The organism is Paenibacillus sp. NFR01 (assembly GCF_900111565.1).
Taxonomy (GTDB): Bacteria; Bacillota; Bacilli; order Paenibacillales; family Paenibacillaceae; genus Paenibacillus_AQ.
The window spans coordinates 96,558-119,750 of sequence record NZ_FOIK01000008.1 but is presented as its reverse complement, the minus strand read 5'-3'; the positions used below and the strand labels follow the sequence as shown (position 1 = coordinate 119,750).

Annotated in this window: 22 protein-coding genes and 1 riboswitch; of the genes, 9 read left to right on the top strand and 13 right to left on the bottom strand. The window is 57.2% G+C overall.

The genetic code is table 11. The features are described from left to right. The first annotated feature begins 162 nt into the window (after positions 1–162). Positions 163–351 carry a hypothetical protein gene (locus tag BMW84_RS22860; RefSeq protein ID WP_091072511.1) on the top strand — a complete coding sequence of 63 codons (189 nt, stop codon included), beginning with the start codon at positions 163–165 and terminating at the stop codon, positions 349–351. A 144-nt stretch (positions 352–495) separates the two neighbouring features. Here the strand turns inward: BMW84_RS22860 and BMW84_RS24585 are convergent, their stop codons facing one another. Then, positions 496–825: a hypothetical protein gene (locus BMW84_RS24585; RefSeq protein ID WP_139209678.1), complete on the bottom strand. Its 330-nt coding sequence runs from the start codon at positions 823–825 to the stop codon at positions 496–498. Positions 826–1,404: 579 nt separating this feature from the next. Then, positions 1,405–1,597: riboswitch (cyclic di-AMP (ydaO/yuaA leader) on the top strand. Positions 1,598–1,704: 107 nt separating this feature from the next. On the opposite strand from BMW84_RS24585, the gene BMW84_RS22850 reads away from it, so the two are divergent. Then, positions 1,705–2,121, top strand: a complete 417-nt coding sequence (locus tag BMW84_RS22850; protein ID WP_091072508.1) for a hypothetical protein — start codon at positions 1,705–1,707, stop codon at positions 2,119–2,121. A gap of 68 nt (positions 2,122–2,189) precedes the next feature. On the opposite strand, the gene BMW84_RS22845 is transcribed toward BMW84_RS22850, so the two are convergent. Further along, on the bottom strand, positions 2,190–2,432 hold the full coding sequence (locus tag BMW84_RS22845) for a glutaredoxin family protein (RefSeq protein WP_091072507.1): 243 nt from the start codon (positions 2,430–2,432) through the stop codon (positions 2,190–2,192). Further along, positions 2,429–2,755 (bottom strand): bacillithiol system redox-active protein YtxJ, encoded by a 327-nt coding sequence (ytxJ, locus tag BMW84_RS22840; protein WP_091072505.1) that lies wholly within the window; start codon positions 2,753–2,755, stop codon positions 2,429–2,431. The genes BMW84_RS22845 and ytxJ overlap by 4 nt, the downstream gene beginning before the upstream one ends. A 171-nt stretch (positions 2,756–2,926) precedes the next feature. Here ytxJ and BMW84_RS22835 point away from each other — a divergent pair, with 171 nt between their 5' ends. After that, positions 2,927–3,649 carry an SDR family NAD(P)-dependent oxidoreductase gene (locus tag BMW84_RS22835; RefSeq protein ID WP_091072635.1) on the top strand — a complete coding sequence of 241 codons (723 nt, stop codon included), beginning with the start codon at positions 2,927–2,929 and terminating at the stop codon, positions 3,647–3,649. A gap of 75 nt (positions 3,650–3,724) precedes the next feature. Here the strand turns inward: BMW84_RS22835 and BMW84_RS22830 are convergent, their stop codons facing one another. The 6 genes from BMW84_RS22830 to BMW84_RS22805 all read right to left on the bottom strand — a co-directional run bounded on the left by BMW84_RS22830 (position 3,725) and on the right by BMW84_RS22805 (position 13,064). Continuing rightward, positions 3,725–6,070, bottom strand: a complete 2,346-nt coding sequence (locus BMW84_RS22830; RefSeq protein WP_091072502.1) for a glycoside hydrolase family 65 protein — start codon at positions 6,068–6,070, stop codon at positions 3,725–3,727. A 93-nt stretch (positions 6,071–6,163) separates the two neighbouring features. Next, positions 6,164–7,258, bottom strand: a complete 1,095-nt coding sequence (locus BMW84_RS22825; protein WP_091072499.1) for a carbohydrate ABC transporter permease — start codon at positions 7,256–7,258, stop codon at positions 6,164–6,166. Then, positions 7,259–8,341, bottom strand: coding sequence for a carbohydrate ABC transporter permease (locus BMW84_RS22820; protein ID WP_091072497.1), 1,083 nt, complete (start codon positions 8,339–8,341; stop codon positions 7,259–7,261). Between the two features lie 85 nt (positions 8,342–8,426). Continuing rightward, positions 8,427–9,842, bottom strand: a complete 1,416-nt coding sequence (locus BMW84_RS22815; protein WP_091072492.1) for an ABC transporter substrate-binding protein — start codon at positions 9,840–9,842, stop codon at positions 8,427–8,429. Between the two features lie 413 nt (positions 9,843–10,255). After that, complete coding sequence (locus tag BMW84_RS22810; RefSeq protein WP_091072633.1) at positions 10,256–11,260, bottom strand: LacI family DNA-binding transcriptional regulator; 1,005 nt, start codon at positions 11,258–11,260, stop codon at positions 10,256–10,258. Between the two features lie 880 nt (positions 11,261–12,140). Next, positions 12,141–13,064, bottom strand: coding sequence for a CHAD domain-containing protein (locus tag BMW84_RS22805; protein ID WP_091072491.1), 924 nt, complete (start codon positions 13,062–13,064; stop codon positions 12,141–12,143). A 154-nt stretch (positions 13,065–13,218) separates the two neighbouring features. Between BMW84_RS22805 and BMW84_RS22800 the strand changes: the two genes are divergently transcribed. Next, positions 13,219–14,088: a lipoate--protein ligase family protein gene (locus BMW84_RS22800; protein ID WP_254773112.1), complete on the top strand. Its 870-nt coding sequence runs from the start codon at positions 13,219–13,221 to the stop codon at positions 14,086–14,088. 4 nt (positions 14,089–14,092) lie between these two features. Here BMW84_RS22800 and BMW84_RS22795 read toward each other — a convergent pair whose 3' ends face one another. Further along, positions 14,093–14,872: a carbon-nitrogen family hydrolase gene (locus BMW84_RS22795; protein WP_091072488.1), complete on the bottom strand. Its 780-nt coding sequence runs from the start codon at positions 14,870–14,872 to the stop codon at positions 14,093–14,095. Between the two features lie 116 nt (positions 14,873–14,988). Between BMW84_RS22795 and BMW84_RS22790 the strand changes: the two genes are divergently transcribed. Further along, entirely contained in the window at positions 14,989–15,405 is a 417-nt protein-coding gene (locus BMW84_RS22790; RefSeq protein ID WP_091072487.1) for a hypothetical protein, read from the top strand. Beyond that, a complete protein-coding gene (locus tag BMW84_RS22785) occupies positions 15,402–16,103 on the top strand; it encodes a DUF1361 domain-containing protein (RefSeq protein ID WP_091072484.1) in 702 nt (233 codons plus the stop codon). The genes BMW84_RS22790 and BMW84_RS22785 overlap by 4 nt, the downstream gene beginning before the upstream one ends. Here the strand turns inward: BMW84_RS22785 and BMW84_RS22780 are convergent. The 3 genes from BMW84_RS22780 to BMW84_RS22770 are packed head-to-tail and all read right to left on the bottom strand — an operon-like array spanning position 16,100 to position 20,090. After that, positions 16,100–16,417 carry an MGMT family protein gene (locus tag BMW84_RS22780; RefSeq protein WP_091072628.1) on the bottom strand — a complete coding sequence of 106 codons (318 nt, stop codon included), beginning with the start codon at positions 16,415–16,417 and terminating at the stop codon, positions 16,100–16,102. The two genes, BMW84_RS22785 and BMW84_RS22780, sit on opposite strands and share 4 nt — an antisense overlap. A 43-nt stretch (positions 16,418–16,460) precedes the next feature. Then, complete coding sequence (locus BMW84_RS22775; RefSeq protein ID WP_091072482.1) at positions 16,461–18,299, bottom strand: ABC transporter ATP-binding protein; 1,839 nt, start codon at positions 18,297–18,299, stop codon at positions 16,461–16,463. A gap of 3 nt (positions 18,300–18,302) precedes the next feature. After that, positions 18,303–20,090 carry an ABC transporter ATP-binding protein gene (locus BMW84_RS22770; RefSeq protein ID WP_091072480.1) on the bottom strand — a complete coding sequence of 596 codons (1,788 nt, stop codon included), beginning with the start codon at positions 20,088–20,090 and terminating at the stop codon, positions 18,303–18,305. 187 nt (positions 20,091–20,277) lie between these two features. On the opposite strand from BMW84_RS22770, the gene BMW84_RS22765 reads away from it, so the two are divergent. From BMW84_RS22765 to BMW84_RS22755, 3 genes are read left to right on the top strand one after another with little or no spacing between them, the layout of a single operon-like run. Next, positions 20,278–21,822 (top strand): spore germination protein, encoded by a 1,545-nt coding sequence (locus tag BMW84_RS22765; protein ID WP_254773121.1) that lies wholly within the window; start codon positions 20,278–20,280, stop codon positions 21,820–21,822. Then, complete coding sequence (locus BMW84_RS22760) at positions 21,819–22,967, top strand: Ger(x)C family spore germination protein (protein ID WP_091072475.1); 1,149 nt, start codon at positions 21,819–21,821, stop codon at positions 22,965–22,967. Before BMW84_RS22765 ends, BMW84_RS22760 begins: the two co-directional genes overlap by 4 nt. 1 nt (position 22,968) lies before the next feature. Beyond that, entirely contained in the window at positions 22,969–23,172 is a 204-nt protein-coding gene (locus tag BMW84_RS22755) for a hypothetical protein (RefSeq protein ID WP_091072473.1), read from the top strand. Positions 23,173–23,193: the final 21 nt, after the last annotated feature.

Here is a 23,193-nt window from a genome sequence, read left to right as displayed (position 1 = left end):
TGTTATCTTAATCTGAAATAGATGCTTCATCATCTTATCATTATTTAGTATAAAAAGCATAGACACGAGCAGCTCCCATCCTTTTACTCGCTTCCTCATTGTACAGGTATCCGGTGGCGGCGGGGGGCAATTTCGTGTATGGTAAAGACAAGGAGTGAGCATATGAAAAAGGGTAAATCCGCCGCATTTCTTGCGGTTTCCATTGTGTTGATCATTATCAGCGGCATCATCCGCCCCGAAGGCCGGGAACTGCTTGGCGCCCTGCAGACGATTCTGCTCGGCCTGGGGCTTGTGGGCTGCTGCCTGGCTGCCTGGCGGTTCGCCAAAGGCGGGAAAAACGGCAAGGCATAAGTTATACCGCTGGCGGAGCGGAGTAAAAGAAAAGGCGGTTCATCCGGAATTGGATGAACCGCCTTTTGGTATTTCGCCTGCAGGCCATATTCCTGCGAGGTATTCTGCAATGTTGAATGCAAAGAATCAAGGCAGGATGAGGTGCTATTGGCAAGAGGAGCCTTTATGCTCCTCCGCAGGGCCGTCCGCTCGGGCCGTCCACCCGAGCTGCGCTTCGCGCGCCTGCCGCAGCTGCGCTTTGACCTGCGGCAGGGCGCTTCCGGTGATCCGGGCGATGTCGACCGGCGGCAGCCGCAGGCCGTAACGCAGCGCTAGGATCACCCGGGTCTCGAACGCGGCATCGGGCGCCACCGATGCCGCTGCGGGCAACATCCGCCGGCAGACGCGGATGCAAGCCCCATAGGCGGCGCGGAGCATGCTCTCCGCGTCCGCGCCGCCGGAGCCTTCCGCATGCAGTGCGCGGAAGGCCTGCACGGCAGCCGGCTCCGCCAAGACGCCGGCGGGCAGCAGCAGGCGCGCGAGATGCGCCACCTCGGCGCTGTGCTGCCGGACAAAGTCGGCGAACCCCGGCGATATGCGGGCGCCGCTGTTTCCTGAACCGGCAGCAGCTTTAGCTGCGGGGCTGCCGCCCGCAAAACGGGCGGCGGGGCGTATGGGGAGCGTATCGGACATAAGGCAATTTCCTTCCGTGTGCTGTGTGGGAACAGCATGATTTTGATATCACGAATCATACTCCGCCGCTCCTGTTTTGTAAAAATGAAAAAGCATTCTCTGAAATCCATTTGCAGGGAAATGCGTCCATCCGTGGGAAGCCGGTGACGAAAGGAGACTGTTTCGCCGATTTTCACCCTATTATCTCTTCCGCACGCCGTTTTTCAATCCATCAATATAGCAAGATGCAAAATAGGAGAAAGAAGAAGCTTTTGTAAGATAAATGATGCTTTAAGGGTTATCTGATGTTGAAAAGGCGATGAATATGCGTTATTTTGCAATTAACGGCAGTTTACAAGCGGAAGTGCGGAGAGTATGATAACACCGAATTGAACGAAATTTCATAGTAATCCGCTTAATTTCCGTCAAACGGAAAACGGGGGAACCAAAGATCGGCAGCCGATTTTCTTTGTTACAGCGGCTCCGGTTAGGGGTGAATCCGGCGGCTTGGGCGCAAAGCCCAGGACGCAGGTAGGGCGACTCTCACCGCCCGAATCCGACAGCTAACCTCGTAAGCGTATTGTAGAGAGGATAAGTGCGATGTGCGCGCCAGCCGGCCACAGAGGAGATCCTTTGTGGTCTTTTTGCTGTCCTCCTGCGGAAAAACACGGGCATGACGAATCAGCGGAAGGAGATCAAAACATGGCGGAGCAAGAAAATTATGTGCTTATCAACGCCCCAACCAAAGCGGGAGAGGACTTCGTCCGCCTGCTCCGCGTCAGGGGCTGCCGCATCGCCGGTCTGGCCAACAACGCGGCCGAGAAAAAGCGGTTCGAGCAGCTTGGCATCCAAACGATAATTATGGTGGATACACACCGGCAAAAAACATGGTTTTGCCCGCAATTTGCGGTCACCAAAGTATTCCTGTTCGAGGGCAGCTTCGCGTTAACCTGCCGATATATCCAGATGTGCCGGGCCTGGACCGATCAGCCGATCGTTGTCGTCACCTCTTCGCTGAACCCGCGGCTCGTCTACAAAAGCCTGGGGGCCGATCATGTGGTCTACTCCCACAGCGGCCATGTATCTTTTCTGGCGGAAGCCTCCGCGATGGAAGGGTAACACAAAAAAAGGACATTCTGCAGGCCCTATGCCTGCGGAATATCCTTATCGGCCTTACCAACCTTACTTTAGCAGCCGGCGGTTTGCGCGAGAGCCTGAAGTCCGGGAAGATCAAATCCCTTAACGGCCCGGCCGCCAAATACGGTGACCGGCACGCCCATAAACCCCAGCTTCTCCACTTCCTCCTGATATTGAACGCTGCTCATGACGTCGCGGACTTCAAAGGCGAAACCCTGCCCGGCCAGCCATTGCTTGACCTGATTGCAGTCGCTGCAGCCCGAGGTAGAGTATACTATCCATGGTTCGCTCATGCGTTTACGGCTTCCGTGATGGCTTCCCGGGTAATTTTCCAATGGGAGGTGTTCCAGCGGACGTCGCCGCCTTCCAGCAGGAAAATTTGCGGGGATTCGTGTTTGATGCCGAAGCGCTCGGCGATTTCATTGGATACGGGCCGGTCTTCAATGACCAGCACCACTGCCGCCGGCGTATCCGCACCTTCAACATAAGCCTGAAACTCGGTATTTGCTTTGGCGCTGATCGGGCAGGTCGTGCTGTGCTTGAACAGCAGTTTTTTCCCCGGAGCCTGAACGTATTGCTCCAATTCCTCCAGCGTATGAAGTTGTTTGATCGACATGGGAATCCCCTTTCTAGAAATTATTCCGTGAGCCTTGATTGTAACATAGTTCAAAATTAAAACAAAAGTAGTTGAACCTAAAACCTGCAATGTGCCGCATTGTAAATGACGGGGTGCCATGCTAAGGTGAGAGGGAATTGACAATTGAAGCCGGCGTTGGAGGTGTTTGTTTTGAAGAGGGTTGCTGTTGTTACCGGTGCGGACCGTGGCCTGGGCTTTTTTCTGACGCGCGTTCTCCTGGAGAACAAGTACACGGTATTTGCCGGAAAATATGACGCGTTGTCTCTGCAGCTGCAAACGCTTAAGGAGGCTTATGAGGAACGCCTTCATCTTATCCCGCTGGATATCGGAAGCAGCGAAAGTGTGAAACAGGCAGTACGGAGCATCGCCGGCAGCACGGGGCATGTCGATCTGGTCATTAACAACGCGGGAATTCTGCACAAGTCGGACTGTGCGACGCTGCTCGTCGATATGGACGTGAATGCGATGGCGGAGGTGTACAATGTCAACACGCTGGGCGCTTTGCGTGTCAGCAACGCCATGATGGGCCTCCTGATGATGGGCAGGCAGAAGCTGATCGTCAATATTTCTTCCGAAGCAGGCAGCATCGGCCGCAACCAGCGGATCAATATGTACGGCTACTGCATGTCCAAAGCGGCGCTAAATATGCAATCTTCCCTGATTCATAACCACATTAAAAATATGGGCGGACAGGTCATGGTGTTTCATCCCGGCTGGCTGCAAACTTACATGCATGGCGAGGTGGATGCAGAGGCACCTATAACGCCTGAGGAATCCGCTTATAAAGTGGTCGGCCTGGTCCTGAAGCATAAACAATATATAGGCGATGAGCCGGCTTATTTAGACCTGGACGGGAATCCGTGGCCATGGTGAGCGGTTCTGCTACGGAAAAAGGCGCAGCGCCTTCCCGAAGGGAAGCGCCGCGCCTTTATTTATGAAGCTGGTGGCCTAAAGCGCCAGCACCGTTGTTTCGCCGGCAGCGAGCGTCAGCGGTTTGCCGGCATGCAGCAGCTCCAGGGAATCGCCTTCAAGGAGCGAATAACGCACCTTGTTCCGGAAGATGCCGACCTCCAGCAGACCGCCGCGGAAGGCAATCCGGAACCGGCAGCTGTCCCACCGTTCCGGCAGACGCGGCTGGAACGACAGTTTGCCGCTATGCAGCCGCAGGCCGCCGAAGCCGTTCACGATCGACATCCACGAGCCGGCCATGGCTGCGGTATGCAGCCCGTCCTTAGCGTTGCGGTTGATGTCGTCCAGGTCCATCCGGACCGTGCGGTCGAAATACCCGTAGGCGCTCTCCAGATCGCCCAGCTCCGCCGACATGATGCTGTGGATACAAGGCGATAACGAAGAGTCGTGGGTCGTCAGCGGCTCATAATACTGATAATTGCGCCGTTTCTCCTCGGGTGTGAACCATTCGCCGAGCAGGAACAGGGCGAGTACGACATCGGCCTGCTTCAGCACCTGATGCCGGTAGATGACAAGCGGATGAAAATGCAGCAGGAGCGGATACTTATCCGCGGGAACGTTATCGAAGTCCCAGCGTTTTTTGAGCAGGAAAGCATCATCCTGGGCGATGATGCCCCGCTGTTCATCCACGGGGATGAACATGCGCGCCGCCGCCTTGCGCCACAGTTCAATCTCTTCGTCCTTCAAGCCGATCCGCCGGGCAAGGTTCGCATAATCTGCGGGATAGGATTCCCGGAGCAGGTCGGCCGTCTCGGCGGCGTACTCCAGCTGGCAGCGCACCATCAGGTTCGTATAGGCATTATTGTTCACGATCGCCGTATATTCGTCCGGTCCGGTCACCCCATGGATGCAGAAGGCACCGTCGCGTTCCGGATTGAAGAACCCGAGATCGGCCCAGAACCGCGACGTCTCGAACAGGATTTCCGCGCCTTGGGCAACGAGAAAGCCGGTATCGCCGGTCGCCAGTACATATTGGCGGATGGCGTAAGCAATGTCTGCATTGATATGAGCCTGTGCCGTGCCGGCCGGGAAGTAGGCGGAGTTCTCCGGCCCGTCGATCGTCCGCCACGGGTAGAGCGCGCCGCGCTGCGACAGCGTCGCCGCGCGCTCGCGGGCCGGGCCAAGCGTCCGGTAGCGGAACTCGAGCAGCGACCGGGCGATATCTGGCCGGGTGAACGTGAAGAAGGGCAGCATATACAATTCCGTATCCCAGAAATAGTGGCCTTCATACCCGTCCCCGGTCAGTCCTTTGGCGCCGATGTTGGTCATGCCGTCGCGGCCGACCGACTGCAGTAGCTGGAACGCATTGAAGCGGATACCCTGCTGCAAGGAGGGGTCGCCTGTAATCTCGACGTCGGCCCGGGCCCAGAAATCATCCAGATAAGCCCGCTGCTCCGCCAGTAGCGCCTCAAAGCCGGCTTCCGCCGCTTCGCGCAGCAGCGTTTCCGTCCGCGGCAGCAGCTCTTCCTCCGGGTAATCCCTCGATGTATGATAACTGATGTATTTCGTCAGGACGGCAGTCTCGCCGTCGTTAAGGTGGATGCGGAACCGGCAGGTCAACGCCTCGCCTTCGGCAGCATATTCCTGTTCGCCGCGGGCAGGGGACACGAGCTGATGGCTCATTCCCGTCAGCAGCGCGAACCGGGTATTCCGGGTCCGCTGCCGCATCCATGCGAAGCCGTCCTCATGCGCCATGTCCTCTGCCAGGAGATGGGGCAGCTCGCTCCCTGACCCGAGCCGCGGGTCGTTCGTCGCCGGCGGCCGGGCGATGCGTCCGTCCATCGCGGAAGCGATGACGACCTCGCCGGCAAAGCCCAGCGCCGTCACCTCATAACGGATGGCCGCCAGATGTTTGTTGCCAAATGCCGTCAGGCGGGTGATCCGGAGGCGCAGGCGTTGTCCGCCCGGCGATTCCCAGTCGATCTCGCGGCGCAGAAAGCCACCTTGCATATCGAGCGAGCGTTTATACTGATGCAGTGTGCCGGTATTCAAATGGAAGGCATGCCCCATGACGGACAAGCTGATTTTACGGGCATCGGTGACGTTCAGCATGGACTGGTTCCAATCCGGATAGCCGTACGCGCCCTCGGGATAATGGATCGGTTCGGCGTCGTAAAACCCGTTCAGATAATTGCCGTTGACCGATTTGCCCAGCTTGCCGTGGTAACCTTCCTCGAAATTGCCGCGCATCCCGATATACCCGTTACCGATGGCAAATACGCTTTCGCTCCGCTGATTGTCCTCGTCGGTATAATGCTCTTCCTCCAGGCTCCATTCCCGGTACGGATACAGCGGCTTAGGATGGACGTAGGGTTTCATTTTCATGGATACTCCGGACTCCTTTGCACGGCGGTCTGTCCCCGCCTGTTGATAGATGTGGCAGCGGTTAAGCGGTGGATGCGGGTGAGGACGCGCGGATCAGCCTTTGACCGAGCCGCCCATCAGTCCTCGGACGAAATACTTTTGCAGCAGGAAAAAAATCGCCAGCGGCATCAGCATCGAAATAAACGCTGCGGAAGTAAGCAGATGCCAGTCGTTGCCGCGGGAACCGACAAGATCGGCGATCTTCATCGACATGACCTGGACATCCGGCTGGTTGCCGATGAAGATCAGCGAAACCAGATAATCGTTCCAGACCCACAGGAACTGGAAGATGCCGATGGAAGCCAGCGCCGGAACCGAAAGCGGGAGAATGAGCCGGCTGAAGATGGTGAAATGGCTCGCCCCGTCGATAAAGGCGGATTCGAATAAATCCTTGGGCAGCTGGCTGATAAAGTTATACATAAAATACGTAACCAGAGGCAGGCCGAAGGCGGTATGCGCGAGCCAGATACCGAGGTAGCTGCCGTTCAGGCTGAGCGCCGTGTAATCCTTCAGCACCGGAATCAGCGCGACCTGAAGCGGGATGACCAGCATTGCGATGATGGTGACGAACATCGTTTTGCGGCCCGGGAACCGCAGCCAGGCGAAAGCATACGCAGCGAAGGAAGCGATCAGGATCGGGATAACCGTCGCCGGAACGGCAATGGTGAGCGTATTCCAGAACGCTTGTGAGAGTCCGCTGCCCTTTTGCACCTCTTCGCTGCCGTCGGCATTTTTCAATTTGTATTCCTTGCCGGAGAGCACGTTTTTGTAGTTATCGAGGGTAAGGTCAGGTTTGGTGACCCAGCCTTCTTTTTGCACGCTGATGGTGCGGGCCCGGCGGTTTTCCCACATCAGCTGCTTGCCGTCCTGCATGACGCCGGCTTTAAGCTGATCGTCGGAGTAGGTTTTGCCGTTCACTTCGATCGGCTGCCGCAAATCGACGTCTTTGGAGAGCTGGATGACGTCGCCCGACGCCGTCCATTCCTGATGCGGGAACACCTTCCACCATCCGGTCTCCAGAATGTCCGCCGCCGGGCGGAAGGAGGAGACGAGCAAGCCGAACGTCGGGATCAGCCAGATCAGGCAGATGACGCCAAGCACGAGATTGACGACGGTTTTACCGCCTTTTCTTTTCTTGGAACCGGCCATTTAGAATCCCCCCTGCTTGCGGAACTGCCGCAGATTGATGAGAATGACGGGCAGCACCGCGATCAGCAGCACGATAGCCAGCGTCGAGCCGTAGCCGAAGTTGCGGTACATGAAGAACTGCCGGTAGAATTGCGTCGCGACAACCTCCGTATCGTATTGACCGCCCGTCATGACCATGACGACGTCAAATATTTTCAGCGTGAAGACAATGATCGTTGTAGTAACCGTCAGTATGGTGGTGGAGATAAACGGAATGATGATTTGGAAAAAAATGCGGATTTCACCGGAGCCGTCGACCCGCGCCGCTTCAAGAATATCTTCCGGTACACCTTTGATCGCTGCCGAGAAGATGACCATGGCAAAGCCGGTCTGCATCCAGATGAGAATCAGGATAAGGAAAAAGTTGTTCCATGGCTGGATCATGCTGGTCCACGCCTGAGGCTCTCCGCCGAAGAAGGTGACGATGGCGTTCAGCAGACCGATCTGCTCATCGCCCGGCTGATAATAGTAGATGAACTTCCAGATGACGCCGGCGGCGACAAAAGAAATGGCCATCGGCATGAATATAATGGATTTGGCAATACGTTCATAACTGCTGCGGTCGGCCAGAATAGCGATCAGGAGGCCGAAAGCGACGCAGGCGAAGGTGCCGACAAAAACCCAAAGCAGATTGTTGCGCAGCGCCGTGCCGAGCAGCCGGTCGCTAAAGATCGCGCCGTAGTTGGCCAACCCGACGAATTTGTCGGATGAAGCGTTGAAGAAGCTTAAATACAGCGTTCGCAGCGCCGGAAGCACAAGCAGCCAGCCCAGCAGAAGCACCGCCGGCCCCACGAAGACGAACGGCAAAATCCGGCGGCGGATCTCGTCGGGATACTGCTCGGCGGCATAGGTCAGCGTATAGTAAATAAGATAGACGCCGACGACGCCCCACAATACGGCAAGCACCGCAGTCACCAGTGGATTCAGCGTCGAATCCCGGAAAAACAGGAAAATCAGGCCGTTGACCGCTATATTAGCCAGCAATGTGCCCAGGGATATCAAAACGGCCCGCATGCTGATTCCCGGCTTGGCTTTTGTCCCCATATGCGCTCCTCCTAAATAAATGGCTCTTCACTAAGCAAAAGGGGCGGAGCCCTAAATGTCTGCCGCCCCTTGTTTGGCTTGCCGGTTAGTTGTTCCAGCCTTTTTGAATTTGCTCCAGCGCCTGGTCCAGCGTAGCGGTGCCGCTGACGTAGTCGGTCATGCCTTTCCAGAAGCTGCCTGCGCCTACTTTACCTGGCATGAGGTCCGAGCCGTCAAAACGCAGCGTCGTGGCATCCTGCACCAATTGCGCCATGCGGCGGTCGGATTCGGATTGATACCAGTCGAGGGAAGCGTCGTTCATCGGCGCGATCACGCCGCCCGACTGTACCCAGCTCTTGATCGATTCCCCGGTCGTGAAGAATTCCATGACGGCCCGCACTTCCGGACGGTCGTTGAACATCGCGTAAATGTCGCCTGCTACGAGCACCGGTTTGCCGTATTGCTCGTCGATCGGAGGCAGATAGAACCAGTCGTAGTCTTCGTCAACCTTGGCGGTTTCCGGGAAGAAGCTGGTGATGAAGTTGCCCATCAGATTGAACCAGGCCTTCGGCGGGTTGTCGAACATCGGCTTCGGCGCGTCGCCGAAGGCGGTAGTCACTATGGATTTGGTGCCTCCGTAGACATAGTCTTTGTTCATCCAAATCTTCGACATGATCTCAACGGCGTTCTTGACCTCCGGCGAGGTGAATGGAAGCTCGCCTTTTACCCACTTGTCGTAGTTCTCCGGAGTGGTCGTCCGCAGCATGATGTTTTCGATCCAGTCCGTGGCCGCCCAGCCGGTAGCCGCGCCGCTTTCGATGCCGATCGCCCAGGCCGGGTCGCCGTCTTTGGCAATTTGCTCGGTAAGAGCCATCAGCTCATCCCAGGTTTGCGGAACGGTATAGCCCGCTTCGTCAAATTGTTTCTTCGGATACCAGACGGTACTTTTCACGTTGCTGCGGTTCCAGATGCCGGCCATGATTTTGCCGCTTGCGCCGTCCATTGTCGCCATGTCCAGCCAGCTCTTGTTGTAGTTGGATTCCAGCTTGGCAGGATCCAGAATCGTGTTCAGGTCGATGACCTTGCCGGTTTTGGCAATCGAGGCCAGGAGACCCGGCTGCGGGAAGTCGGCGATATCTGGGGCATTGCCGCCGTCTACGCGGACGTTGATGGTCGCTTCAAATTCCTTGGAGCCCTCGTATTGAATTTCGATGCCCGTTTTATCTTCAAATTCCTTGATGCTCTTTTCGAACTTCACCTGGTCGGCATCCACGAACGGGCCGAACATCGTCACTTTGGTGCCTTTATATTCGCCGTTCAGCGCTTTCTCCAACGGCGTATTTGCCGCAGCGGCTGTCGTCGCTTCCGGTGCGTTGGTGGCTGCCGCCGGCTCCGACGCCGCCGGAGCATTGGTCGCCGCCGCGTTGTTATTGTTGTTGCCGCCGCAGCCGGTTGCCAGCAGCGAAAGCGAGAGGCCAACCGCCGCCAGCGTAGAGAACTTGCGTCCCGTGTTCTTTTTCATCTTCCCATACATCCCCTTTAATTGGTTTTGAGAATGACTGCCTGAAGATCGTTGTAAGGCCGACCAGTTGTACGCCGGTCTGTTTTGCCGCCGGCCGCCCGGGCCGGTATCCCGTGTAAGCCGGATCACCTCCTTGTAAGGGTTTTCAAAAGCTTCGGTAAAAACAGCGGACAGTTCGAATGGGAGCCGAACGTTGATGCAGGTCATAGCGCTTGAATAGTGCATGGAGTTCGAAGTAGAACATAACGTTTAAATTAGAGCTTCGAGTTTGTTTGGTACACTAAAAAGTTTAATATAGCGAAAATAAGCTTGATTCAAAGCAAAGTGTGAAGTAGGACAGAAGTTCTGAAAAGCTTTTCAGAGTGTGCCGGAAGAATCCCGAAAATCAGATTCTTGCATCCGGTCCGGGTGGTTTACCGTTCCCGGGAGGATTCCCGGACAATCAGCTTGTGCTGCATTTTCTCCCGAAGGACCGCCACTTCACCGGTGGAGAGCAGCTCATGCAGCTTCTCCGCGGCACGGTAGCCAAGCTGGTAGATCGGCTGGGCAATCGTGGTCAGCTTCGGGATGAACATGTTCGCCATCCGCAGGTTGTCGAATCCGATGACCGATACTTGCCCGGGAACCAGGATGCCCCGGTCCTTCAGATAAGAGATCGTGCCCATCGCGAATTCGTCGGCCACGCAGAATACGGCGGTCAGGCCAGGCGTGTCGCTAAACAGCTCGTGTGCTGCCTGATAAGCATCTTCGTAGCGGTGTTCGGCGTTTTTCACGCGGTCTGCGTTATGCTCCAGCCCTGCTTCAGTGAGCGCCCGGACGAAGCCGTGATAGCGCGGCGGGCCGGCGATGGAATGATGGTGGCCGAAGCCGATCATGCCGATGTCCTTATGCCCCAGCTCAATCAGAAACTTCACCGCGTCGTAGGCCGCCACCTCGTCATCCACTTCAATGCTTGGAACCTCATATTCGTAGGAATGGGTGGACAGCAGCACGAAGGGAATCCGGCAGCCGGTCAGCTTCTCGTAATACTCGGGATGCAGCATGTCGCTTGCGAACACGATGCCGTCCACCTGCTTCTCGTGAAAGGCGTCGATGTACGACAGGAGCCGGTCCTTGTCGCGGTCGGTGTTGCAGATCATCAGGCTGTAGCCGAGCTTGTTGCAGGCGTCCTGCATGCCCCGGATAATTCCGGCGTAATAAAGATTCTCGATGTCCGGAATCAGAAGCCCCAGAGTATACGACTTTTTGTAGATCAATGCCCGCGCGAACGCATTCGGCTGATATTGCAGCTGCCGGATGGCCTCAAGGACACGGTCTCTCTTCGAGGCTACCACGGTCTCGGGCGCGTTCATGACGCGCGATACGGTGCTGATGGATACTTCGGCTAACCGTGCTACATCTCGGATCGTTGCTTTCATCTTGCCTTCTTCTTTCTGCGTTCTGTCAGCCAGAATTTTTGGTAACCTTTTCAAACGGATTATAACAAGGATTTCCAGGGCATGCAATAGAAAATTAAGCGTTTTCATAAAAATGATTTCCGGCCTGTCCACATGTTCTATTTTTCAAATATAGAGAGAATTACGGAGGCCTGAGTGGAATGTATAGCTACTGAGTGGCCGGATACCGTTGAGGAGGTTCAGAGGAGGAGGCGAAGTTGAAGCGGTGACAGGGTATGGCAAGGAGGTCAGAGTGCGGGGTGATTAAAGCATGGCTAGAGAAACAATGAAGGCTAAATTGTAAGGGATTATGGCTGGTGGTGCGCGTGAAAGGATGGGGGAGGCCAGAAAACGGAGTAACCGCAAAAGGATCGGTGAGAGGCAGAAAACGGAGTACCCGCAAAAGCCGGATTCCCGCTGAAAAGGGGAAGCTCCGACCAATATTCCTGTTGTGAGAAATCGAATGTTCTTCTGGAAATTCATCCGTTTCAGCCGGAATAGTTCGAATCGGTATTTCCTCGGCTAGCCTAATTTGTTACGGACACCAGGGCCGTTATTCGGAGAAAAAACGGTGATTTTTGAAACTAACGGACCCAGGAGCCGTTATTTCTGTAGAAACAAACGAAAATCACCAAAATCAAGCAAATAACGGCGTTGGTGTCCATAAACATGCAGAAAATGCCTGTTATTCATAAAATAACGGCTCTCATGTCCGCTAGGTCTGAGCAGCAGCGCGAAATCCCCACAGTGGTTTAAGCTGCCCCGAGCCGTGGCGAACCGAAAAAAGTGTATTTTGGAAAAAGGATGATGACTTGTCGATCTGAGTTACAGAGTGCGGAGTACGGGAGTGCCGTTAGATCAATTACAAGGGCTCGGCGCCGACGTTTTTGTCTCCGATGCTTTTATCCCCGACGGGTACGACGTCGTTGCGGTGAAGCGCCTCCAGGACTTCCTGGTGCAGGCTGTCGGTAAAGGCGGCCCAGACCTTTTTGCCGGCATCCAGTTCCTCGCGGCCGATTGCTTGGAGCGTGTCCAGCCAGACGCGTTTATCGTTGATTTCGCCAAGCTGATCCTGGATTTCCTTATAGATTTCTTCATCGGCCCGGAATTTCTGGTTCAGCGCAAAAGCGGCGGCGTTTGCGGTATACCGCAGGCGTTTTGCGGAAATACGCAGCTTGTGCAGCGCTTCGAAAGCTTCTTTGGGATCCGGTTCAGCAGTTTTGAACAAAGTTTTGCAGACCTTCTTCTGCTGCTCGAAGGCCACCTCCAGCTCGCGCATGACCACATTGGCATCACGTTTGCCGGCCAGCCCTTCCAGCGGTCCGGTCAGAAAAGCCTCCCAACGCTCGTCCAGATCGGACCCGGCGAGGTTCGCCAGCTCGTCCTTCAGCTTTTTGCGGTAGGTTTCCCGCTTTTTCTTCTGATGTTTGATCACGGCTTTAAGCAGATCGGCGGTTTTGTCCTCGCCGGCGTCTGCGGCCAGCTTGCGCCGTTCCTTGAAAGAAGCGATCAGGACGTCCGCGTCACGGACTTTGCCGAGTCTCTTTTGGGCCTGCTTAAAGGTTGTGTACAGATCAGCAGTTGCGGTATGCTCCGGATCCAGAATGGCCAGCAGTGTCAGCAGCTTGCGGCTATTAACCCGTGCCTGGTGGATATCCTCGTCGTCAAAATCGCGTCTTGCCGCCTTGCTGTAATCGCGGAAATTGACGTACAGCTTGTTCAGCGCTTGCTCCCATTGCCTTGACTTGCCGCTCTGTCGGTCTTTAGTGAGTTGTCCTGCGGTCATGCGCATCCCTCCTAAGCTCCTTATGCCTATAGGATAAAGGCAACTGCCACTGAATTCAAATGAGAAATGAACAAGGCGCTTCGCGGGCGGGAGCCGGATAAGGTAGAATAAGAGCCATGGATATCGTCTATCAATCATGAAAAGAGGCTGAACGGTGGGAGAACAGAACATCATTCCGGGCGTGCAGAGCGCTTTACCGGAGTATCTGGCGTTGTTTGAGCATTGGGAGGAGGCAAAAGGGGACATGCTGGTGCCTTTCGCCTTCGAGGAGACGTTATGCCGGGAGGTAGGCGCAGGCGCGCTGCCGCCCTCCGTCCATCTGTGGAGCCACCCCGGCGGCGTGGCGCTCGGGCTGCGCGACAGCAAGCTGCCGCATGCCGAAGCGTCCATGGCAGAGCTGGAGCGCCAGGGCTACCGCACGGCGGTCCGCCATTCCGGCGGCGCGGCGGTGCCGCTGGACGCGGGCATCGTGAACGTCTCGCTGGTCCTGCCGAAGGCGCCGGGCAAGCTGGACTTTCACGATGATTTCCGGCTGTTGGCTTCGCTCATCGCCGAAGCCGTTGCTGTAAGCCACCCGCAGGCCGGCGTGCGGGTGCAGGCCGGCGAAGTCGCGGGCTCGTATTGCCCCGGCGACTTCGACCTGGCCATCGGCGGCCGCAAATTCTGCGGCATCGCCCAGCGGCGCCAGCACGGCGCATACTTCGTGCATGCGTTCGTGATCGTCTCCGGCTCGGGCGAAGCACGCGGCGGCCTGATCCGCCGCTTCTACGACACCGCCGCCGGAGGCGACGGATCGCTCGACTTCCCGCGCGTCGAGCCACGGACCATCGCCGCCCTCGGCGAGCTGGGCGGCCCGGATACGGCGGCGGTGTTCGCCGCCGGCTTCCGCACGGCGCTGCAGCGGCGCGGCGCGCGCCTGACCCCCGCCTCCCTTCTGGAAGGGGAGGCGGCAAGGGCACTCGGGTATGACGATCCCCGAGTGCTCGAAGCGGCGCAGATGCTGCGCAGCCGCTACGCCCGTTAACGGGCTAGCGGTAGAGCTCCGGTCTGCGGTCGGCGAACACCGGGATTTGCGCGCGCACCTCCCGGACCCGCTGCAGATCGAGGACGCCGCTCAGCAGCTCCTCGCCTTCGCCGGCCTCGCCGATGATCTCGCCCCAAGGGTCGATGATCAGCGAATGGCCGGCGAAGACGTTGGCGGGATCGGCGCCGCTGCGGTTGCAGGCGACGACGTAGCACTGGTTCTCGATCGCGCGACTGATCAGCAGCGCGCGCCAGTGGGCCAGCCGGGGCAGCGGCCATTCGGCGCTCACAAAAAGAATCTCTGCACCCGAAGCGGCATGTGCGCGCACCCATTCGGGGAAGCGGATGTCGTAGCAGATCAGCCCGGCGCAGGGAATGCCGCCCAGCGTGAACAGCCCTTTCGTTTCGCCGGGCTGCAAATACAGATGCTCGTCCATCAGCTTGAAGAGATGCAGCTTGCTGTAGTCGCCGGTCAGCTCTCCCCGGCGGTCGAACACGAGCATCCGGTTCGTGACGCCGCCCCGGCTCCGACTGGCGACCGAGCCGGCGACAATGTTCACGCCGTATTCCCGGGCAAGGCGCGAGACAAGCAGGCGCGTCGTTTCGCCGCCCTCATCCGCTATCGCCTCCAACCGGGTCAAATCGTAGCCGGTCGTCCAAAGCTCGGGCAGAACGATAATGTCCGGGTTTTGCTGCGCCGCTTCCCGGATGCGCCGTTCAGCCATCGCGTAGTTGGCGGCAGGCTGTCCAAAGGCGATATCGCATTGAATCAGCGAAATTTTCATTGCGTTCAACTCCTTGTGGCATAAGGTTTGGTTCAGTTTTCCTTTTGCCCCAGCATATCCTATAATCATACGATATACCACTGTGCTCTAATCATCGGTTGAAAGGGGACAAACCCGTGAAGATAACAATCATGCGGCCGGGTCCTGGAATCGGCGAAGTGTTTTTCGCTTCGGAATACGGGGAAGGCCGGGGACGCTGGCATGGACCGCCGGCAGCGCCGGGGACGGTACTGGAAGCGGAAATGGAAGTGACGGAACTGCTGACCCGCTGGGCGGATATCATGCCCGCGGAGTACGGGGATCCGGGAATTCGAATCGAAGGCGGCAAAGTGCTGGTGACGGGAATCCTGGACAATATTGAGTCGGACGGGACGGGGATTCTGCTGATTGGCGGAGAAGAAGAAGTTCCGTTTGAAAGTCTGGGGGAACCGATGGTACTGGGGGCAATGGTCACCCTTGCCGCGGGAGAACTGCACCTGTATCCTGCGTTTAACGGACTGACGGCACGCGGCGGAGAGGAGGAGAAGCGGTGAAGGAACTGAACTATACGCGGGTGTTTGTGCTGCTGGCTCTGCTGTCGCTGGCAACGCTGGGCGTATATCGGGTCGTGGCGATACATACGGATGAGCGTTACCGCTTTTTGCTCTGGAACTTCTTTCTGGCCTGGATTCCGTTTATTTTCTCCATGGTCGCCTATTGGCTGGATAAACAGCGCGCCTCGAATCTGCTGATCCTGCCGCTCGGTGTCGCGTGGCTGCTGTTTTTTCCAAATGCGCCTTATCTAATGACCGATCTGCTGCATCTGACGATCCGCAAAAATATTTATCTCGTAGGCGGTGAAGTGCAAAGCCGCTACTGGTACGATCTGATTACCATCCTGTTGTTCACCTGGAGCGGCTGGCTCACTGGATTTTTCTCGCTGTATCAATTTCAGAGCATTATTTTCCGCAAGACGAATCCTTTGCTGTCGTGGATTTTTGCGTTGGCAGCCTGCGCTCTCGGCGGTTACGGGGTGCTGCTTGGCCGGGTATACCGGCTGAACAGCTGGGACGTACTGACAGACCGGCATGAACTGTACCGGCTGGTGGAACAGAGCCTGAACCGCCAGTCCCTGTTCTTCAGCCTGTTCGTGACGGCCGTGCTGCTCGTCATTTATGCCACCCTGTATTTCCTGCTGAACGGGCTTGGCGGCAACGGCGGGCGTTATGCCTCGCGCCGCAGCCGGGCCTAGAACTCCGGCTCCGGCTCATACCCGTATTCCCGCAGATCAATGCTGCCGTCCAGCTTGAATTCAACGCCCTCTCCTTCCAGATACAGCCGCTGCAGCGACTGGTCCTCGTCTTCGGACAGGGCGATTCTTCCTTTAACATTAACCACTCTATGCCAGGGCAGCTTATGCTTACGGCTCATCGAATGAAGAATCCGCACCACCTGCCTTGCTCCCCTTGGGCTTCCCGCTGCCCGGGCGATCCCCCCGTAGGTCATTACCCGGCCTTCGGGAATCGCCTGGATAATGGTTATCACTTTCTCCGTGAATGGCGTCACGGCAATCACTTTCCTTTCTTTCCGCAGATCATCCTCTGCGGGTTCACCCGGCTCCCGATAGCGAAGCGCCGAGCGGTACACCGGCGGCGGATGGATGGTCCCCGGCTTCCGCCGGCTTAAACTGGATGTTATATAATTCGGCATACAGCCCGCCGGCTTGCAGCAGCGATTCATGTGTGCCTTCCTCCACGATGCGGCCCCGGTCCATGACCAGAATCCGCGAGGCTTCGCGGATGGTGGATAACCGGTGTGCGATGACGAGCGACGTCCGGTTCCGCATCAGGGTATCCAGCGACTGCTGAACGAGCCGCTCGGATTCATTGTCCAGGGCGGAGGTAGCTTCGTCAAGAAGCAGGAGCGGCGAGTTGCGCAGGAATGCCCTGGCGATGGCCAGCCGCTGCCGCTGACCCCCGGAGAGCGTGGAGCCGTGCTCACCGATAACCGTATCATATCCCTGCGGCAGGCGGTCAATGAATTCCTCCGCTCCGGCAAGCCGGGCCGCCTCGCGGATGTCGGCTTCGCCGGCGCCGTCCGCGCCGAAGCCGATGTTATCCCGGATCGTCCCCGCGAACAGATACGGCGACTGCGGCACATAGGTGATCTGCGAGCGGGCTGCATCCAGGCCGGCGCAGGTCTCTCTTCCGTAGACGGAGATGCTGCCGGAATCCGGCGGATACAGCCCGCAGCACAGCCGCACCAGCGTTGTTTTGCCGGAGCCGCTCGGGCCGACCACGGCTACGGTCTCGCCATGGCGGATGTCCAGATTCAAGCCGTCGAATAAAGCTTCATCCTGCTCGTTCCGGCCCGGGTAGCTGTAACGGACCTCCCGCAGCGAGAGGGCCAGCTCCGCATCTTCTGCGGCAACGGGCTTAAGCGAAGCATCCGGAACCGTTCCCTGCTCATCCGGAGCGTCAAGAATGGCAAGCACGCGGTCCGAAGCGCCAAGCGCCTCCATGACTCCGCCCCAGGTGCGGGACATGTAGACAAACGGCCACTGGACGCGTCCCATCAGAATGAGAAAGGCCAGCACTTCGCCTGCCGATGCCCCGCCGCGCAGGGACAGGTAAGCGATCAGGCCGGCGCAGGCGATCAGTACTCCGTTGTTGATGAGCGACGACGTTTGCCACAACAGCCCGTTCATGGCGGTACGCCGTACCTGCATCTTGCGAAGCTCCTCGCGCACTGCCGAATATTTGTCCAGCAGCGTCTCTTCGAGGGAGAAGGCGCGGACGACCTTGATTCCCTGCAGCGTTTCCTGAAGAATGCCCCGCAGTTCGGCTTCTTTCTTATAGATGGCGGTGGACAGCCGCCGCAGCCGGCGGTCGAAAAACCGGCTCGACAGAAAGACGACCGGCCCTGCGCCGAGTGCCAGGAGGGCGATCCATACATCCGTGCGGGCCAGGTAGACAAAGGCGACCAGGCACAGCAGCAGGTTGTAGCCCAGCTCAAAGACGATGCTGTTGATCATGCCTACGGCAACGGAGGCATCCTTGTTGTTGCGCGAGATCAGATCGCCCGAGTGCATATTCTGAATCATCCGGTAGGGCAGCCTATGGGTTTTGGCGAACAGCTTGCCCCGAATCTCCCAGGCAATCCGGCTTTGGGTCACAAAGCGGAAATAATGCTGCAGCATGAGACAGAGAATAATAACGGTACAGACGATGGCGCAAATGACGGTCAACCGCGTCAGTTCAGACATGCCGGCGTCATTGATTGTGTCGATAAAGACCTGCTGGATCGCTGCGATCCCGATATCGACGACCAGTTTGGCGGAGAGCAGCAATACCGAGAGCGCGAGCCCGATCCGGTACGGCTTTGCATATACCATCAACCGGCGCAGTACGCTTCCAAGGCGCGGCTCCGCCGTATTTTTCGTGTTCATCGTCTACCCCCCGCTTGAGACGGCAGCCCGGCTGCCCGAAAGGGAAGCCTCTACCATCGCATAATATTTCCCCTGCAGCTCCATCAGCTGCTGATGCGTTCCCTGCTCGGCGATTCTTCCCGCCTCCAGGAAAAAGATCCGGTCGGCATTCTGGATTGTGGACAGCCGGTGGGCGATGACCACGGTGGTGCGTCCCTTCATCAGTTCGCCAAGCGCATGCTGGACAATCTCTTCATTATGGCTGTCGAGCGCCGCGGTCGGTTCGTCCAGCAGCAGCAGCTTCGGTTCCCGGATAAACGCGCGGGCAATCGACAAACGCTGCCGCTCGCCGCCGGATAAGGTTAATCCCCGTTCCCCGATGAGCGTCTCGTATTGCTGCGGAGTTCTCATGATAAAGTCGTGAATCCCCGCGAGCTGCGCCGACCTGACGACCTCGTCGCGGGATGCTCCGGGCGCTCCCCACAGGATATTGTCATACAAGCTCCCCGAGAAAAGGTAAGGCTCCTGCGAGACATAAGCGATCTGGCTGCGCCAGCTCTTGAGCGGGATGGAAGACAGCGGAACACCGCCCGCGCGGATAATGCCTTCGTCCGGCTCGTAGGAAGTGAGCAGCAGCTGCAGCAGCGTGCTTTTCCCGCCGCCGCTCGGTCCGGCGAACGCGGTGACCTTAGCGGGCTCGATGGTGAGATTGACGCCTCGCAGCACCCGTTCCTCCCCGTATCCGAAGCTGACTCCCTCTAAGGAAATCGGCATGGCGCCGCCGACTGCGGCCTCCACGTCATCCGGCTGCACCGGTTCGGCGGCTGCGCCGCTGCGCTCCTCCGGCAGATCCATCACCTCGAACAAGCGGCTGCCTTGCGCCAGGGAAGTTTGCAACGTCGTCCAGAGCATCGCCAGGCGCGAGGCCGGGTTCGTAATCTGCTCCGTGACGATCAGGAAGGCGGCAATCGCCCCCACGTCGAGCCGGCCGTGAATGACCAGATATCCCCCGTAGCCGAGAATGTACAGGATACCGCCAAGAATGACGGTGAAGTTCATGTTGAAGCCGACCGCCTCAATCCTCGTAAGAGGTATGTGGATGTTCAGATACTGCTTGACCCGCTCCGTAAATTGTCCCTGCAGCTTGGGAGCAAGCGAGAAGGCCCGCACGACCTCAGCACCTTGCACCGTGTCCTGGATCAGTTGCTGCTGCGCCGTCTCCACCTGCTGCCGGCGGATATAATACCCCCGCATCTTGGCATTGAACGGCAGCATGATGAACGGAATCAGCAGGCAGATGACGAGCGTGCCCAGCGTCAGAAAGCCCTGCAGCGACAGTAAGTAGGTGAATAAAAACACAATCTGCATCACATTGCCGACCAGCTCGACCAGCCGCTGGTTGATGCCCTGCTGGGCAACGGGTACGGAGTCGTCCACCCGGCTGATCAGATCCGCGGAATGGTAGCGGTCCAGATCTTTCATGCGTACGTTCAGCAGTCTGCCCAGCAGTGAAACCTGGAGCCTCGCGGTTGATTTGAATTCCAGAACGCCGGCCAGATAAACGGAACAGAAGTTGGCAAGCGCGTCAATGATAACGATTACAACGGCAAAGCCGATGTTTGATGCCAGCGCCGAGCTGTCCCGGTCGGTCGCGGCGTTGATGATTCTGCGCAGCGTCTCGGCGACGCCGACGGTCGTAAATGAGCTTACCGCCGCAAGCGCGCACAGCACGGCGTACCATCCCCAGTAAGGCCGGGCAAGCTTAAGTAAACCGCCCAATATTGCGGAAAGCCGTCTTTGCTTGATGTCCAAACGTCTCCCCCCTTTTCTATTATTTAAGCACGTGCAAAGAAACCTTATATCACCTTACCCTATATTCTGGAAATTGGGAACCGCAAGATTGATTAAAACGATGTCTACCGCCGGCTGCGCATATTTGGCAAAAGAAGGGGGGATAATCTGAGCATTGAACCAATGATAGGGGGAGATAACGGTGAAGATGACAGACGCGGCCGATAGCAGCACCGGATATTCCCACAAGGCGGGAGCCAGTCGGCCCCTGCCCTCGTCACTGGATGAGACGATCGCGCTGTTTCGGCACATCTTCAGAAACGACGACACGCTCCGGGTAAGGGTCATCGAGAACCGTCACGATCACCGGATCCGCTGCGGGCTGGTATATTTGGACGGGATGGTCGACGCAGACCTGATCCAAAGCGGAATTGCCGCACCGGTCATGTCCTTCGACTTTAAAGAATATGGGCAGGAAGAACGCGCCGAATGGATGGAGCATCTGCGGACACGGATCATCACGATCGGGGATATCATGGCTTCCATGAAGCTGGATGAGTTGATTGGGGCGGTGATGGGGGGAAAAACAGCGTTTTTCCTCGATGGCTACTGCGGCGGACTTGCCGTGAATACTGCGGGGTGGAACACGCGGGCCATCGAAGAGCCTACGACGGAAAAGGTCGTCCGCGGACCCCGGGAAGGCTTCACCGAATCGCTGCTTGTGAATCTGACGCTGATCCGGCGCCGCGTTCAGAGCTCCGATCTGAAATTCGTGTTTAGCGATATCGGGTCCCGGTCCAATACGCAGATTTGCATCTGTTATATGGAGGAGCTTGCTTCTCCGGCCATTCTTAAAGAACTGCAAGGCCGGCTGGAACGGGTGGAGATCGACCATCTGCTGGATACCGGGTACCTGACCGAGCTGATCCGCGATGAACCGTATTCTCCGTTTGAAACGATCGGGAGTACGGAACGGCCGGATACCGTGGTCAGCAAGATTATGGAGGGCCGGATCGCCGTATTGTGCGAGGGAAGTCCGTTCGTCCTTACACTGCCTTACGTTTTTGTAGAGAATTTCCAGTCGAGCGAGGATTATTACATCAACTATTATTATGCAACCTTTAACCGTTTGCTGCGGGTGTTCGGAGCTTTCTTATCCATGAGCATTCCGGCCGTTTATGTGGCGCTGATTACGTACAGCCAGGAAATGGTGCCATCGCTCCTGCTGCTGAGCATCGCGACGGCGCGAATGGCCGTTCCTTTTCCCACGGTGGTCGAGGCGGTGCTGATGCTAACGATATTTGAGATTCTGCGCGAAGCAGGGTCGAGAATTCCGGCCGCCATCGGACAGGCGGTCAGCATCGTCGGAGCGCTGGTGCTCGGTCAGGCCGCCGTCGATGCCCGCATCGTCAGCGCCCCGATGGTCATTGTCGTGGGGCTTACCGGCATCACGACGCTGCTCAATCCCAGGCTGCCCGGTCCCTTGATCATCGTAAGGATCTGGTTGCTGGGTTTTGCCTTCATGTTCGGCATTTACGGGTATTTCTTCGGGCTGCTTGGTTTGGTCATCCACCTCATGAGCCTACGTTCGTTCGGCGTGCCTTATATGCTCGGCGTCGGCTCCATCCGGCTGCAGGATATCAAGGATACGGCGGTCCGTCTGCCCTGGTGGGATATGTATCTCCGACCGGCACTGATCGGCGTGCGCAACAGGAGACGGCGGGCACACAAGAAGCCGGCCAGACGCCCATGAGCAAGGCCCGGAGGCTGCTCGCTGCCTTGCTTGTGCTCTTTCCCGTCCTTTCCGGCTGCTGGAACTACTCCGAGGTGGATGATATGTCCATTGTGGCCGGAGTGGCGATTGACAAGAACAGGGAGGAAGGAGGGCTGGTGATGACGACGGAGCTGGTCGATACCAAAAGCGGGCTGGATCAGGGTCTGCCCAGCTACAAAATCCTCAGCATCTCCGGCAATACCATCTTTGAGTGCGCCCGCAATATGATTTCCATGACCGGCAAAAAGCTGTTCTGGAGCCATTCCAAAACGATCATTCTCAGCGAAGAGTTGGCACGCAACGGGCTGATCAAGGTGATTGACTGGTACAGCCGGGATACGGAAACCCGCTCGGATGTGTATGTTTTTGTATCAGACGAAAAGAACGCGCGGGAGGTTCTCAGCTCCAGAGGCACCACGGATTCCATTTTGTCCTTTGAGCTGGCGCAAATGATGCGGGACGAACCCTTCACCAGTACGGCTCCGGTCGTGGAGATCTGGGATTTCATTGACAAGCTGGAGACGAATGGGGCAAGTGCGGTAGCTCCGCTCATCTATACCTATGAGAAAAACGGCCAGAAGTATGAACGCGTGAATGGGACTGCTGTATTCAAGCGGGACCGGATGGTAGGCAAGCTAGACGGTCCGGAAAGCAAAAGCATGCTGTTCGTACGGGACAAGATCAAGGGAGGCGTGCTTGCTGTGAATAATAAGGAGGGAAAACCTACGTACTCTCTTGAAATTTTATCGAGCAAAACGAAGCTTAAACCGCGAATGGTGAACGGCAAGCTGCATATGGAGGTGGATACCGTGACGAAGGTTGGGCTCGATGAAGTGATGACTACCGATGCTTTCAACAAAAACGAGAGCCTGAAGGCCATCCAGCAGCGTGCCGCCGAGAAATTGCAGGAGGATCTCGAGAACGTTATCCGCAAGGCCCAGCAGGAATACGATGCCGATATCTTCGGGTTCGGCCAATGTGTCCATGAGAATCTGCCTAAAGTTTGGAGGGAGATGGAGGACAGATGGCCGGAGGAATTTGCCCGTCTGGATGTGACCGTTCATTCGAAGATCATGATTGAGAGCACGGCCAAAACCTCCCGCGCGATTAAGCTGGGGGATTGACATGCCTGTATATACGGTGCTGATCTACATGGTTATCGTGATGATGGACCCTTACGGACTGTTGAAGCAGGGTAAAAAGAAGGATTTCTATGTCAGCGCGGCGCTCTGCCTGATTTCCTTCTGCCTGGCGTTTTCACTGGCCATGCACTGGCATATCCCCAGCCCTTCGCCGCCGATTGTGTATCTGATCAAGATGCTGTATTAAGCGCCTTGCGCAAAAGGAGGG